The 14,257-nt window shown below is 66.3% G+C and carries 12 protein-coding genes; 8 read left to right on the top strand and 4 right to left on the bottom strand.

Features of this window, described 5'->3' with window-relative positions; translation table 11 throughout:
• Window position 1: 1 nt before the first annotated feature.
• From ACEWFR_RS19250 to ACEWFR_RS19235, 4 genes are all read right to left on the bottom strand, one after another.
• The gene (locus ACEWFR_RS19250) at window positions 2–1,192 is read right to left on the bottom strand and encodes a bifunctional oligoribonuclease/PAP phosphatase NrnA (RefSeq protein WP_374062574.1); all 1,191 of its coding nucleotides are present in this window, start codon (window positions 1,190–1,192) and stop codon (window positions 2–4) included.
• 214 nt (window positions 1,193–1,406) lie between these two features.
• Window positions 1,407–2,321, bottom strand: a complete 915-nt coding sequence (locus ACEWFR_RS19245; protein ID WP_374062573.1) for an NAD(P)H-binding protein — start codon at window positions 2,319–2,321, stop codon at window positions 1,407–1,409.
• Window positions 2,322–2,440: 119 nt separating this feature from the next.
• A complete protein-coding gene (locus ACEWFR_RS19240) occupies window positions 2,441–3,688 on the bottom strand; it encodes a sulfite oxidase (RefSeq protein WP_374062572.1) in 1,248 nt (415 codons plus the stop codon).
• 102 nt (window positions 3,689–3,790) lie between these two features.
• Complete coding sequence (locus ACEWFR_RS19235; protein WP_374062571.1) at window positions 3,791–4,216, bottom strand: DUF5791 family protein; 426 nt, start codon at window positions 4,214–4,216, stop codon at window positions 3,791–3,793.
• A 209-nt stretch (window positions 4,217–4,425) separates the two neighbouring features.
• Between ACEWFR_RS19235 and ACEWFR_RS19230 the strand changes: the two genes are divergently transcribed.
• From ACEWFR_RS19230 to ACEWFR_RS19195, 8 genes are all read left to right on the top strand, one after another.
• On the top strand, window positions 4,426–5,508 hold the full coding sequence (locus ACEWFR_RS19230; RefSeq protein WP_374062570.1) for a tubulin/FtsZ family protein: 1,083 nt from the start codon (window positions 4,426–4,428) through the stop codon (window positions 5,506–5,508).
• A gap of 53 nt (window positions 5,509–5,561) precedes the next feature.
• The gene (locus ACEWFR_RS19225) at window positions 5,562–7,484 is read left to right on the top strand and encodes a glycoside hydrolase family 2 (RefSeq protein ID WP_374062569.1); all 1,923 of its coding nucleotides are present in this window, start codon (window positions 5,562–5,564) and stop codon (window positions 7,482–7,484) included.
• Window positions 7,485–7,797: 313 nt separating this feature from the next.
• Window positions 7,798–8,679: a coiled-coil protein gene (locus ACEWFR_RS19220; protein ID WP_098724513.1), complete on the top strand. Its 882-nt coding sequence runs from the start codon at window positions 7,798–7,800 to the stop codon at window positions 8,677–8,679.
• 313 nt (window positions 8,680–8,992) lie between these two features.
• Window positions 8,993–9,427 carry a nuclear transport factor 2 family protein gene (locus tag ACEWFR_RS19215; protein WP_374062568.1) on the top strand — a complete coding sequence of 145 codons (435 nt, stop codon included), beginning with the start codon at window positions 8,993–8,995 and terminating at the stop codon, window positions 9,425–9,427.
• 90 nt (window positions 9,428–9,517) lie between these two features.
• Window positions 9,518–10,885: a carboxylate--amine ligase gene (locus ACEWFR_RS19210; protein ID WP_374062567.1), complete on the top strand. Its 1,368-nt coding sequence runs from the start codon at window positions 9,518–9,520 to the stop codon at window positions 10,883–10,885.
• Window positions 10,886–10,976: 91 nt separating this feature from the next.
• Entirely contained in the window at window positions 10,977–11,972 is a 996-nt protein-coding gene (sppA, locus tag ACEWFR_RS19205) for a signal peptide peptidase SppA (RefSeq protein ID WP_374062566.1), read from the top strand.
• A gap of 183 nt (window positions 11,973–12,155) precedes the next feature.
• A complete protein-coding gene (locus ACEWFR_RS19200; protein WP_374062565.1) occupies window positions 12,156–13,514 on the top strand; it encodes a DUF373 family protein in 1,359 nt (452 codons plus the stop codon).
• Window positions 13,515–13,561: 47 nt separating this feature from the next.
• On the top strand, window positions 13,562–14,257 hold a 696-nt coding region (locus ACEWFR_RS19195), incomplete at its 3' end, for a diphthine--ammonia ligase (RefSeq protein ID WP_374062564.1).

The following is a 14,257-nucleotide window of genomic DNA, read 5'->3' as shown; positions in this document are numbered from 1 at the left end:
GCTATCGTTCGCCCGACATCGCGGAAAAGAGCCGTTCCTCGAACTCGTCGCGACTGATCCCGTCGGAGGGGCCGATTCCGTTCATGTGGTCGACCGAGAGCTGCCCGCCGCCCATCCGCGCGTGGCCGCCCGCGCTGGCCATCGGAATGTCGCTGATGGCGTGGCGCAGCGTCTCGCCCATGTGGACCCGGTCGTCTCGCGATCGGCCGGAGAGGTGGAGCGTCCCGTCGTGTTCACCGTAGACGACGACCGCCGTGACTCCCTCGAGATGCATGAGTTCGTCCGCGGCCTGGGGAATCGCGTCGACGTTGCCGATCTCGCCGACGTCGCAGACGGCGAAGGGGCCCTCGACGCGCTTTTGGGTAATCGCCGTCGCCTTGACCTGCAACACGTCGTCGCTGACCTGCGGGTTAGCGACCCGGTCGAGCAGGTCCTCGTCGATCCCGGAAAACAGGGCGGCGCAGGCGTCGAACTCCGCCCGCGAACAGCCGTTCGTCAGGTGGTTCGTATCGGACAGGATACCGTAGAGTAGTCCGGTCGCCAGCTCCGGCGAGATCTCGAACTCGCTCGAGTCCTCCTCGTCGGCCATCGTCGCGCCGATGTCGTGTAGGTACTCGACGAGGATCGTCGACGCCGCACCGTAGTCCGTCCGCACGTCGGTGAACTTCGTGCCGGCCCCGTTGCCGGGATGGTGGTCGACGACCGCGACCGGTTCGACGGTCTGGGCACCGGTAAATCCCCGCGGCGTGTTGTGATCGACCAGCACCACCGCGTCCGACTCGAGTTGCGAACTCGCGTCGACGGACTCGATGTCCAGATCGAGGACGGTCCGGAACGCGCGGTTTTCCTGGTGGCGGATCTCGCCGGAGAACTGCAGGGCTGCGTCGGTGTCGACCGACTCGGCGATCTTCGCGACGCCCATCGCACAGGACATGGCGTCGGGATCGGGGTTTGGATGCATCAGGACTGTCACGTCGTCGTGCGTCGCTAACACGCGCTGGAGCCGAACGCCCGGCGGTCGCCGAAACCACCGAATCACCCACCAGCCACCCAGGACGAGCGCAACGACGGCCAGAACCAGCAACGAAAGAACGAGCGGATCGAGGGACCGGATCGAGTCGCCGACCGACTCGGACACCAGCGGGTTCGCCCCGACGAACGTCGCGGCTGTCGGGGCGCTCCGTAAGCTCATATCAGAAACTCAGATCGAACCACCATGAAATTTCCCCCGATTTCTCCCGATTCGGAGTACATTGTTACCGATGGATCCGTCTCAGTCGGTCTCGAGCGAGTCAGTGGCCTCGGCCTCGGTACGGCTGGCCCTGGGTCATATGGACTATAGTAGCCACTGAAAGTCGTTGCACACCTGATCGCACGAGTACGTTACGATCAGCGTGTAAATCGTTTCAGTGGCTACTATAGCAGTCAGTATCGTCAGCCCGATAGCGCTCGATCGCGTCGCGATATCCCTCTCGAAAGGTCGGATAGACGAACTCGTAGCCGAGATCGCGCAGCTTCTCGTTCGAGCAGCGCTTGCTCGTCAGGATTCGCCGGCGGCCCGCCGCGGAGACGTCGTCGTCCGCGAGCCGCTCGGCCTTCGTTCGCTTCGGCGGGGTTTCGACGCCGCATTCGCCGGCCAGCCAGTCGGCGAACGCCCACTTGGACGCCGGCTCGTTGTCGACTACCTGCACGACCTCGCCGCGCGCGAGGTCTTCCTCGAGCAGGTAGCGGACCGCCCCAGCGGCGTCGTCCCGGTGGATCATGTTCAGGTAGCCCTCGGTGACGGGCCCCTCGAGGTAGCGCTCGAGCCGGTACCGGTCGGGCCCGTAGAGGCCGGCGTAGCGCGCGACGGTGCCCTCGTAGCCGTACTCCGGTGGGTGCTCGAGTGCGATCCGCTCGGCCTCGGCGAGCACCTCGGTCTTGTCGGTGGTGGGCTCGAGCGGCGTCTCCTCGTTGACCCAGTCGCCGTCGTGGTCGCCGTGGACCCCCGTCGACGAGGTGTAGACCAGTCGCTCGGGGGCGTGCTCGCGCTCGCCGAACTCCTCGATCGCCGTCCGCAATCCGTCGACGTACACCTCGCGGGCGGCCTCGGCACCGCGACCCCCGCTGCTGGCGGCGAAGACGATCGCGTCGACGTCCGGCACCGCTGCGAGCGCCTCGCGGTCGGTAATGTCTGCCTGCACCCCCTCGAACCCGGCCGATTCGATCCGCTCGAGGCCCTCGTCCGACCGGCGAACGCCGATCGGCTCATGGTCTCGAGCCGCGAGCTGTCGACCCAGCTCGATGCCGACGTGTCCGCAACCCAGAATTGCGACCTTCATAGCCGGACTCGTGGCCGACTGCACATAATTTCACCGCTCGAGCGCGGGGTTCCGGTCGATTGCACCGCTATTTCCGCGCCTTTTCAATCGGCCACTCGAGGTCAGCGGCGGGTTGTCACTCACTCGACGGTGACTTCGACCGCGTGGGGAAGCGACGCGTTTTCGGCGTAGCCGCCCTCGTTCCACGGATATTCGCCGTCGGCGTCCTCGTCCGGCCCGGCGATCCGCGCGGGTTGGCGGCGGCCGCGTTCGTCCGTGGCTCGAGAGACGAGTTCATACGTGCCGGGCGACGGCTCCCACGCGTCGCGAAACAGCCGCCACGCGCAGTCGTAGTTCGGGCCGACAAACTCCCCCTCCCGCCAGCTGTCGCCGCCGTCGGTCGAGACCTCGATCGCCGTCACCTCGTCGTCGCCGGCCCAGGCGACGCCGACGATCTCGACGACCCCGTCCTCGCGCGGGGTGACGGTCGCGCCGTCCGCGGGACGACCGATCGTGGACTTGACGTTCTCGTCGAAGGTGTAGGGGTGGTCGATCTCGTCGGACTCGAGTTGGTCCCAGGTGTCGAACGTCGAGATCGTCGCGTTGGACTCGGGCTCGACGCCCTCGGGATGGATCCGGTAGGACGACTGCTGCCACTGGGTAAAATCGTCGCCGTCGCGGTCGGCCCACTCCTCGCCGTGGACCATCGTCTCCGTGACGTGGAGCTCGGTGACCCACTTGACGCTGTTGACGCCGTACCAGCCGGGAACGAGCAATCTGATGGGATGGCCGTGTTCGGGCGGCAGCGCCTCGCCGTTTACCTCGTAGGCGAGGATACAGTCCTCGAGCGCCTTTTCCATCGGGATCGAGCGGGCGAACCGGTCGTTCTCGCCGTCGACTTCGGGGTGGTCGCCGCCGACTGCGGTGAGCCACAGTCCGTCGTCGGTCGTCGCACCGTGGTCTGCCAGAATCGCGCTCAGCGGCGCACCCGTCCAGATCGCGGTGCTGACGGCTCCGTACTCCCACTGGACGCTCCCCGTCTCGGGGTCGAAGTAGCCCCGGCCGTTGCCCGCACACTCCATCGTGTGCGCGACCGCGACCGTGGGGTAGTCCTCCCGAAGCTCGGCCATCCCCAGTTCGGCCTCGCGCTCGAGGCCCCCTTCGAGCGCGATCGTCCATTCGTCGGCCGCTGGGTCCAGCGTCTCGTTGCGGTGGCAGACGTAGTGGTCCTCGATCGGCGTGAGCCAGTTCGCGTACGTCGATCGATCGGCCGCGCCGACGACCCGATACCGGTCCTCGAGATCGGTGACGGCCTCGGTGCCGGGTTTCCGATTCAAGATTGCGTCGACCTCCCGTCGACGGTTCTCGCTCCGCTCCGAATTCGACATGGCCGTCCCACATCATCGACTGCGATAAATCTGTGTGGTGTTGCCGATTCACACAGGAATCGGTGGCGCTCCCGATATCGAGACAGGTCGTGCCGAACTCGCCTACGACGCACCGTCCGCGATCACGTACTGGATGTGGACGAACTCGCCGAACGACATCGGCGCTCGCCCCTCGATCTTCTGGTGGACCTCCTTTGCGTCCAGTTCGATATCGAGGTGACTCTCCACCGCGTCCACGTCGAGCACCGCTGTCGACATCCCCAGTAGAAGGTGCTCGAGCGCCATCGTGACGATCGTCTCCGGATCCGGCGTCCCCTCGGCGAGGGACTGAATCTCGGCCGCTTCCTCGAGGGTCAGTTCGGGCGATTTGCCGGCGGTCAGCGCCTCGAGCGTCTCTGCCTCGAGGCTGGTTTCGCTCGCGACGGCCGCGGGGCCGCGATCGTCGACGATCGCTGCGAGGTCGTCCTCGTACTCGGCCCGGAGCTCGGCGGCCGAGTCGGGGACGGTCATCCGCTGTTCGTAGAACATACCGAACACGACGGGAATACGGCAAAAAGGTGTTGTGACCTCCACTGATCGGTGCGGGGGGTCCTCTCGTCTTCGCTCGGAAATCGGCGGTCGGTGGTCGGCAGTCGGCGGTCGGTGGTCGACGGTCGGCCGCCCGCTCGAGCGAGTCGATATGACCGACACCTAGACTGACCGGAACGTTCAACAGGACTCACTCTCATGAGAGTGATATGAAAGTTGCCCTGATCGGAGTCGGTCAGGCCGGTGGGAAGATCACCGAACGGCTCGCCCGGTTCGACGCGGACATGGGTTTTGGAGCCGTTCAGGGTGCGCTGGCCATCAACTCCGCGGACGCAGACCTCCAGTCGCTCGACATCGTCGACACGCAACTGATCGGTGCCGACCGCGTCAACGGCCACGGCGTCGGCGGTGACAACGAACTCGGCACGGAAGTCATGCAGTCGGACATCCAGCAGGTGCTGGGCTCGCTCGACGGCCGCGTCACCTCGACGGCGGAAGCGATCTTCGTGGTCGCCGGCCTCGGCGGGGGCACCGGAAGCGGCGGCGCGCCCGTGCTCGTCCACCACCTCCAGCAGGTCTACGACGTCCCGATCTACGCGCTCGGCGTTCTGCCCGGACGCAACGAAGGGGCGCTCTACCAGGCCAACGCGGGCCGCTCGCTGAAGACCCTCCTCCGAGAGGCCGATTCGACGCTGCTGATCGACAACGACTCGTGGCACGAACAGGGCGAGAGCGTCGAGGGTGCCTTCGAGACGATCAACGAGAAGATCGCCCAGCGGGTCGGCCTGCTCTTCGCCTCCGGCGAGGCCGTCGAAGGAGTCGGCGAAAGCGTCGTCGACTCGAGCGAGGTCATCAACACCCTCCGCGCGGGCGGCGTCGCGGTGCTCGGCTACGCGACCGAGATCGCGAGCGAGGACAGCGGCGAGAACATCACCACCGCGATGAGCGTCTCGAGACAGGCGCTGTTGACGGGGACGAGCCTGCCGGACGCGACGACGGCCGACTCGGCACTGCTCGTCATCGCGGGTCGCCCCGACGCGATCCCCCGCAAGGGCGTCGAGAAGTCCCGGCGCTGGCTCGAGGACGAGACCGGCAGCATGCAGGTCCGCGGCGGGGACTTCCCGCTTGACAGCGATCGCCTCGGCGCGCTGGTCTTACTCGGCGGCGCGGAGCGATCCGATCGAATCGAGGCGTTCATGGAACGGGCCCGGGAGGCGACGGAAGCCCAGGAGACGGAATCGACGGACCACGCCGATCAGTTCGCCGACGATCGGCTCGAGAACCTCTTCTAGACGGTTCTGAACCGTCGGAAGGGCTTTTTACTTCGGGTTCACTGACAGTCACAATGACCGAGGAGTGGACCGGCGGGATCGTCACGGACCGCGGTGGTGACGGCCCGCCGACCGTCGCGGAGTGGGAACCGGTTTTGGTCCCCGGACGACCCCCGTCGTTCGCCGGAGCGGGACCAATCGCCTATCGAACGCGGTTTCCGGACCCTCGAGACGACGAGACCGAACGCGCGATGCTCGAACTCCGCGGAGCCTACGACCGCGCGGAAATCTGGCTGAACGGCACGCGTTTGGCCACTCACGAGCCCCACTTCGTGCCAGCCAGCCTCGAGTTCGATCCCCGACCCGCAAACGAACTGATCGTCGTCTGCGAGCGCCCCGAGTCGTTCGCGGGCATCTACGGGACCGACGCGGTTCCCGACCGGCTCGGAACGCCCGGTATCTGGTGGGGCCTCGAGGTCGAATCGCGGCCCCGGACGATTCTCCGGCAGTTCGAGGCGCGACCGCGACTGGGCGCGGCTCGGGAAGCGTCCGCGAGCGCGGAGGCCGCCGCGACCGGGGTCACGAACGCAACCACTGACGGCGGTGGCGCGGCGATCGATGTCTCATTCGCGGTCGATACCGACGTGACGATCGACGACGCGGTGACGCTGTCGCTGCGACCGGAGGGGTTTCGCGGGGGTGCGTCGATGGAGCGAATTCCGATCGAGACCGAGGCGGGCGAGCGAACGACGGTCTCCAGGACGCTGTCGATCCGGGAGCCGTCGCTGTGGTGGCCCCGCGGATACGGCCCGCAACACCGGTACACGGTGCGGGCGAAACTGGGCGGTGACGCCGTCGAACGGACCGTCGGGCTCCGCCACGTCAAACGCGACGACGACGGCCTGCTGGTCAACGGGAGGCACGTCCGCGCCCGCGGGTTCACGCGACTCCCCGGCGGTGACCCGCGCGAGGACGTCCGCCGGGCCGTCGACGCGAACGCGACGCTGCTTCGTGCTCGCGCGCACGTCCCGCGACAATCGTTCTACGAGGCCTGCGACGAGGCCGGGGTTCTCGTCTGGCAGGATCTGCCCGCCAGCGGAGCCGAGCTTCCCGTTGACCGGGGGACAGAGCTGGCGTCCGCGCTCGTCGAGACGTACGGGCACCATCCGAGCCTCGCGATGGTCGGCGTGCACGATCAGCCGACGGATCCGTACGAACCGCCGCTGGGAAGCGGACTACTCGCGAAACTCGCCGTTCGGTATCGGGCGTGGCGGACGGCGGTTGATCACGGTTCCGCGACCGAGATCGCCGCGGCCCTCCCCGACGGGCTGCCGGTCGTTCCCGTGACGGGGCCGCCGGGAACCGATCCCGACGCAGCCCACCTCTTTCCCGGCTGGCAGTACCTCGAGGCCGCGGATATCGACTGGCTCTGCGAGACCTATCCCGAACTCGGCGAGATCGTCGGCGGGTTCGGCGCGGGCGCACTGGCGGACGACGACGCCGATCCGACTGCGGTTCCGGGCCTCGAGTCGGCGCTGCTCGAGCGCGGCGCGACCGGCGTCGAGGGGTCACAGCGCGAGCAGGCACGAACGCTGAAGACGGTCGCGGAGGCGCTCCGGCGGCGGGGCTGTGGCGTCGTCGCCGCGTCGACGCTCCGGGATAGCGCGCCAGGCGGTGGGATGGGGGTCCATACCGTCGACGGCGACCCGAAGCGGGCCGCCGAGGCGATCGCGCAGTCCTACGAGCCCGTCCAGGCCGTCCTCGATAGACCACCAGCTCCCGGGACGGTCGGCATTACCATCTGTAACGACACGCACGAGGCACTCGAGCCGATCGTCGGCTGGCGGGCCGGCGACCGCACGGAGACGGAACGGGTCAGCGTCGGGCCGCTCGAGACGACGTCCGCCGGATCGGCGCGGATTCCGCCGGAGGCAGACCGGGTCGACCTCGAAATCGCCGTCGGTAATCAGACGGTTCGAAACGGGTATCGGATATAAGTACGGGGCTCACTCAATGGTACCGTCTAACACGGCGGAACGAGGGCCCTGCTAACGGTTTCCAGGGGTGTTGTGACCGGTACATTTAAATTACAAGGGCCAGTATTCACAGATACCAGAACGCCACCGGGGCGCGTATCGCTCGACGATCGATGACAGGAAATCTTATTCACCGAGGTTTCGCAGATCGTGAGCAGTCGCTTCGAACAGGGAGACGGCCACTGCTGAGTCACTCGCCGAATCGTCGGCGAACGGCTCAGGCGGCCGTCAGACCGGTTCTCCGGTGCGGGTATGGCACAGAGGTTTGAGTAACATGGTAGACGAATCGAAAAACATCGAACTGACAGAGGACGACCTAGCAAACAAATCGAAAGGGCAGCTCATCAAGATGGCCGGTCAACTGCGAGACCGGCGAAACGAGCTGAACCAGATGGCTTCCGAGCGCGCTTCCAAACGCGACGATCTCAACGCGAAGACTCGCGAGAAGGTCGACGAAGCCCAAGAGCACCGCGAGCAGCGCGACGAGCTCAACGAACAGGTCCAAGAACACAAGGAAAGCCGCAACGAGCTCAACGCCGAAGCCAACGAGCTGTTCGACAAGGTCGAGCAGCTCAAATCGGATATGGAGCTCAACGAGGGGAAGGATCTCGACGAACTCGAAGAAGAGATCGAGCAACTCGAGTTCAAACAGCAGACCGAGGTCCTCTCGAGCGAGGAGGAAAAGGAGCTCATCGAGAAGATCGAGGGAAAGCGCGAGGAGTACGAGGAGCGCAAGCAGAAGCTCGATCAGAACGAGGACCTCGAGGAACTCGTCGATGAGGCCGAGGAAGTGCGATCGGACGCCTCCCAGCACCACCAGAAAGTGACGGAGCTGGCGGACAAGGCCCAGGAACACCACAACCAGATGATCGAGGCCTATCGCGAGGCTGACGACATCCGTGACGAGGCCGACGAGATGCACGAGAAGTTCGTCGAGGCTCAGGAGGCTGCCGACCAGCACCACGAGGACTTCGTCCGCGTCCAGAAGCGCCTGCGCGAACTGGACAAGGAGGAAGAAGAGGAGCGCAAGTCCGAGCGCGACAAGAAGAAAGAGGAGGCCAAGGAGGAGGCCGAGGAAATCTATCAGAAGTTCAAGGAAGGCGAGACCCTCGACACCGAGGACCTGATGAAACTCCAGAAGACGGGACTGCTCTAAGTCGATTCCGTCTACCGCGATCTCTCTCCCGATTTTCGGATCTCTCGAGCGGTTTTGACTCGTTTTTCGTTCCGACAGGACGACGTCCGTGACTGTCCGACTGCTCCACCTTCGTGGCAACCGCCGCTGGGCTGTACGCTTCCAGTAGCGATCAGTTCCGAACCGGAACGCACCAGTAGCGACTCTCGGAATCGGTCGACATCGCACGGTAGTCCTCACGAGCACCGTACCAGCTGATGTGACGTTCTCAGAACGTGTGACGCAGGTACTGTTCTTTTGTCCGCGCACGTTTTCACCAGAAGCTAGCAGAGTCATGACATCGAACGAGCACCGGTCGGTCGCAAGTCCGACCGCTCGAGAACGGGTGACCGAGTTCTACGCCGGGTTCAATCACGCCGCGGCGAACAGCGGGGAAACGGACGAGTTAGCCACAACGCTGGCGGACGACGTTTGCTGGACCGACGCCACGACCGGCAGTCACGCCGATCGAACCTATACGGGAATCGAGGCCGTCCTCGAGAACGTAATCGAGGGGCCGGGCCGGCGGGCCGATCACCTCCAGGCGCTGCCGGAACGGGTCATCGAGGCGGACGAAACGACGGTCGTAACGGGTGCCTATGTCGGCACGATCGACGGGCGGAATTTCGACGTCGCGTTCGCCCACGTATTCGACCTGGACGACGGACGGATACGGACGTGTACCGCCTACAGGGATACCGCCCTCGAGCAACGGGTATTCGATGCCTAACACTGGCCTGCGGGGGCTAACGCGGCGTGTCCCACTGCGGGATGAAGTATACAATCCATAACAATGGAACGGGACCCACAGTCACTGCTCATGCAACGATATAGGGATATCGTGGACGACGCAGGCGTGGTCGTGCCGGGGATCGATGCCCCGAGTACCGTCGCCTGTCTCCGCTCGCTCCGACCGCGCGGCGTCCGCACGATCGTCGGTTCCGAGTCGCGGTCGACCCCGGCGGCCGCCTCGGCGTACCGCGACGAGTTCGTCGGCCTGCCGGACCCGAACTCGGATCTCGCTGCGTACGGAGACGCCCTTCTCTCGCTTGCCGAGCGCTCGGATGTCGAGACGATCGTTCCGGTCCGCGAGGAGGATGTGTACGTGCTCGCCGAGCGCAAGGATGCGTTCGCCGACGAGGTCGCGACCCCGTGGCCGGACTTCGAAACCCTCCGACAGGTACAGGATCGCGTCGAACTGTTCGCGGCCGCCGCCAAGGCCGGCGTTGCAGCTCCCGACACCGCGCTCCTCGATCAGTGGGACGACTGGGACCGGGAGACGATCGTGAAACCGCGCTACACCGTCGCTTCGTCCGACTATCTCGGCGCGCGGTTTGACGACGCGGATATCGGCTCGACGGAGTTCCAGCAACCGGGCACACGACCGGACCCGCAGGCCGAACTCGAGCGACGCGGCCACATCCCGATCGTCCAGGAGCGGATCCCTAACGTCCGCGAGTTCGGCTTCTTCGCGCTCTACGATCACGGCGAGCCGGTCGCGACCTTCCAGCACTGTCAGCGGCGGGCCTGGAAGTACTGCGGCGGCCCCAGCGCGTACCGGGAGTCGGTCCACATTCCCGAACTCGAGACTGCCGGCCGCGCCCTGCTCGACGAACTCGAGTGGCACGGGCTCGCGATGGTCGAGTTCCTGCGCGACCCCGCGGACGGCGAGTTCAAGCTGATGGAGATCAACCCGCGGTTCTGGTCGTCGCTGCCCTTTTCGGTCCGGGCGGGCGCGGATTTCCCCTACTACTACTGGCAGCTGGCGCACGACGAGCCGATCGCGTCGGAGCCGACCTACGAGGTCGGGATGGGCGGCCACCTCCTCCGGGGCGAACTCAGCTATCTCCACAGCGTGGTGACCGAAGAATACCCGCTCGTCGAACGCCCGTCGCTCCGGACGGCCGCGCGCGAGGTCGCCACGTCGCTCGTTCGCCACCCTCGATTCGATTACGCGGTCCCCGACGATCCGGTGCCGTTCTTTCAGGACGGCGTGAACCTCGTCCGGGCGTGGCTCGACAGTCGGTCCGACGCGGAGCCGCCCGCAGAGACCGAGGCGAGCATCGAGACCGAACTCGCGGACGAAGACGGGACGGAGTCAGCCGACACGAGTCCGACCGCGGAGGGGGACTCGACGCGGTCGGCCCAGACTGACGGCGGGTCGCCATCCGACTCCCGGCGGCCGTAGCCCCGATTGGCGTGGGTCCGGCCGTCGGTGATGACCGCCAACGCTTAACGGGAACCGCCCCCAGATATCGGTATGACTCGAGGTGCTGTCCGTGGTCAGTAGTGGCGGGATCGATCGACTCGCGACGGTCGCTCTCGGCGGACTCGCGTCCGCCGCCGTCGCAGTCGCCCTGTTCGTCGTCTATCCGGAGACGCTGACGGATCTGTTCGGCGTGTTGGTCGCTCTCGCGTCCGTTCTCGTCGGGTTACGGTTCGCGAGCAATATCGCCGGCTCGCTGTTTCCGGCCTACGATGTCGCCGAGGTCGCCGTCGAGGGGCCGATCAGCCGGGACGGCGGTGGCGGCCCGCTTCCCACGAGTCCGGGCGCGACACCGGCAGACGACGTCGTCGACCAGATCGACCGCGCGAACGACGACGACAACGTTCGGGCGCTGCTCCTGAAGCTGAACACGCCCGGCGGCGAAGTGGTGCCGAGTGACGACATCCGCCTCGCGGCCGAGCGGTTCGACGGACCCACGGTCGCCTACGCGACGGACGTCTGTGCCAGCGGCGGCTACTGGATCGCCAGCGGCTGCGACGAGCTCTGGGCACGAGAGGGCTCCATCGTCGGCTCGATCGGTGTCATCGGCTCGCGGGTCAACGCCAGCGCCCTCGCCGAGAAGGTCGGCCTCTCTTACGAGCGATTTGCCGCCGGCGACTACAAGGACGCCGGCACCCCGCTGAAGGACCTCGAGGACGAGGAACGCGAGTACTTGCAGGGAATAATCGACGACTACTACGACACCTTCGTCGAGCGGGTCAGCGACGGGCGGGACCTCGAGCCCGAGTTCGTCCGCGACACGGAAGCACGGATCTACCTCGGCGAGCAGGCGCACGACCTCGACCTGGTCGATCACCTCGGCACGCGGCGCGAAATCGAGACCGAACTGGCAGACCGCCTCGACACGGACGAAGTGACCGTCGAGGAGTTCGAACCCGATCGGCCGCTGATGGCCCGCGTCGGCGCGGGAGCGCAGCAGGTCGCGTACGCCTTCGGTGCCGGGATCGCAGGCCTCGGTGATGGGCGCGGGTTCCGGCTGCGAAGCTGAGGCGGTAGTCGGTCTCCGTTGCGGAGCGACGGTGACTGCCGGTCACCGCTGCGTGTTTGGGCGGCAGTCCAGCCCAGAACTGGTACTGCAACCGCCCACAGCGGGGTCGCCTCGCGCGACGGCGGCGTGGCCGCGCTCGAACGAGTAAGTGGTTTTATCGTTGCACGGAATGCATCGCCTACCGTGACAACGCTGGTCGTCTGCCTCGACCGGACCGACGATGTCGGCCGGAAGACTGGCCTCCGCTCGCCCGTCGTCGGCTGGGAGGCAGTCCGCGCGCTCGTGACCGACGTCGGCCTCGCGGATCCGGAGGACTCGGGAGTGAATACCTTGCTCGAGTCGCTGCGGGTCGCCCAGGACCTGCGCGACGAGAACGAAGAGGTCGTCGTCGCGGTCGTCTCGGGCGACCGCGAGTCGATGGTGTCGGCCGATCGGGCGGTCGCCGAGCAACTCGACGATCTCATCGCCGACTACGACCCTGACTCGGCGGTCGTGGTGACCGACAGCGCGGACGACGAACGGCTGATTCCGATCGTCGAGAGCCGCGTTCGGGTCGACTCCGTCGACCGTGTCGTCGTCCGGCAGGCCCGCGACATCGAGTCGACGTACTACCTGCTCAAGCAGTTCCTCGCGGACGAGGAACTGCGCCAGACCGTCCTCGTTCCGATCGGGTTGACCCTGCTCGTCTTTCCGCTGCTCGCGACCACCGTCGGTCCCGCGGAGGGAGCGGCCGCGATCACCACCGTCATCGGACTCTTCTTGCTCTACAAGGGGTTCAACGTCGACGAGATTCTGGCGAGATTCGCCCACCAGACGCGAGAGTCACTGTACTCCGGCCAGGTGTCGGTCGTCACCTACGTGGTTGCGGCCGGACTGACGTTCATCGGTCTGTTCGTCGGTGCGCTCGGCGTCTCGAATCTCGGAGACACGCCAGGGGTAGTCATCCCGGCAACGCGCTTCGCGTTCGACAGCGTCCCCTGGCTAGCGATGGCCGCACTGACCGCCAGCGCCGGCCGACTGCTCGACGAGGCGATCGGCGAGGATCCGATCCGCCGGTCCTTTCTCAACCTGCCGTTTATCGTCGTCGCCGTTGGGCTGGTGGTTCGGGGCTTCTCCGCGTACTTCCTCGAGGAACAGGACGTGATCGATCCGTTCGTCGTCCCCGAAAACGAGTTCGGGATCTTCTCGAACGAGCAGTTCGTGATGGTAGCCGGGGAACGGCTCGCGCTGTTCGTCGTCACCGCGATCGTGATCAGCCTCGTCGGGGCACGGATCGCCTCGTCCGTCAGCGGCTCGCGCGAGGACGCCGAACGCGGCGACGGCGGTCCAGAGACGGAACCCGCGGACGGTGACCCACCGTCGCCGGACGGTCCCGAGTACGACGCGCCGGCCGGTACCGAGGCGATCGCCGATCGCGAGGCCGATCCGACGCCGGAGCGGTTCGATCCCGAGCGCACCGACGGCGGGGCCGACTCGAACGCGAGTCCCGATGCCGGTACTGACCCGAGTACGGGATCCGACGCCGGCGGTCGGGACCCCTGATCGTCCGGACTCGGTATTCATTTACCCGCTCTTGCCCATCACCGACCATGAGCGACGCAGACGGCGCGTGGGTGAGCCTCTTCTCCGGCGGCAAAGACTCCTCGTGGGCGCTGTATCGGGCCCTCGAGGACGACTTACCCGTCGAACGGCTCGTCACCGTCCATCCCGCGGGCGACTCGTACATGTATCACGTCCCCGCGACGGAGCTTGCCGCGCAGGCGGCGGAAAGCATCGGGATCGAACTGGTCGATGTCGAACCCGACGACTTCGCGGCCGACGCGGCGACCGACTCGAGCGTGCAGGGCGACGACGAACTCGAACCCCTCGAGGCCGCCCTCGAGCAACTCGACCGCGAACTCGCGGACGGCATCGCCGGCGTCACGGCAGGAGCCGTCGAGAGCGAGTACCAGACGAGCCGCATTCGGGGGATGTGCGACCGCCTCGACTGCGACCTCTTCGCACCGCTGTGGCAGGAAGATCCCCGCGAACTGGCCGACGCGATGCTCGAGGCGGGCTTCGAAATTGCGATCATTCAGGTCGCGGCCCACGGACTCGACGAGTCGTGGCTGGGTCGAACACTCGACCGCGAGGCGATCGCCGATCTCGAGGATCTCCACGAAGAGTACGGCGTCCACATTCTGGGAGAGGGCGGCGAGTTCGAGACGCTGGTTGTGGACGGACCGCACATGGATCGGCGGATCGACCTCGAGTACGAGACCGAGTGGGATGGGACGCGCGGGCGG

Origin of the sequence: Natrinema sp. H-ect4 (assembly GCF_041894845.1) — an archaeon.
Classification (GTDB): domain Archaea; phylum Halobacteriota; class Halobacteria; order Halobacteriales; family Natrialbaceae; genus Natrinema.
The sequence above is the reverse complement of the archived record's forward strand: the minus strand, read 5'-3'. Positions and strand labels throughout refer to the sequence as shown.

Coding starts and splice junctions, on each gene's coding strand:
- ACEWFR_RS19250 (WP_374062574.1), bottom strand. CDS start 1,192: ATGAGCTTACGGAGCGCCCCGACAGCCGCGACGTTCGTCGGGGCGAAC.
- ACEWFR_RS19245 (WP_374062573.1), bottom strand. CDS start 2,321: ATGAAGGTCGCAATTCTGGGTTGCGGACACGTCGGCATCGAGCTGGGT.
- ACEWFR_RS19240 (WP_374062572.1), bottom strand. CDS start 3,688: ATGTCGAATTCGGAGCGGAGCGAGAACCGTCGACGGGAGGTCGACGCA.
- ACEWFR_RS19235 (WP_374062571.1), bottom strand. CDS start 4,216: ATGTTCTACGAACAGCGGATGACCGTCCCCGACTCGGCCGCCGAGCTC.
- ACEWFR_RS19230 (WP_374062570.1), top strand. CDS start 4,426: ATGAAAGTTGCCCTGATCGGAGTCGGTCAGGCCGGTGGGAAGATCACC.
- ACEWFR_RS19225 (WP_374062569.1), top strand. CDS start 5,562: ATGACCGAGGAGTGGACCGGCGGGATCGTCACGGACCGCGGTGGTGAC.
- ACEWFR_RS19220 (WP_098724513.1), top strand. CDS start 7,798: ATGGTAGACGAATCGAAAAACATCGAACTGACAGAGGACGACCTAGCA.
- ACEWFR_RS19215 (WP_374062568.1), top strand. CDS start 8,993: ATGACATCGAACGAGCACCGGTCGGTCGCAAGTCCGACCGCTCGAGAA.
- ACEWFR_RS19210 (WP_374062567.1), top strand. CDS start 9,518: ATGCAACGATATAGGGATATCGTGGACGACGCAGGCGTGGTCGTGCCG.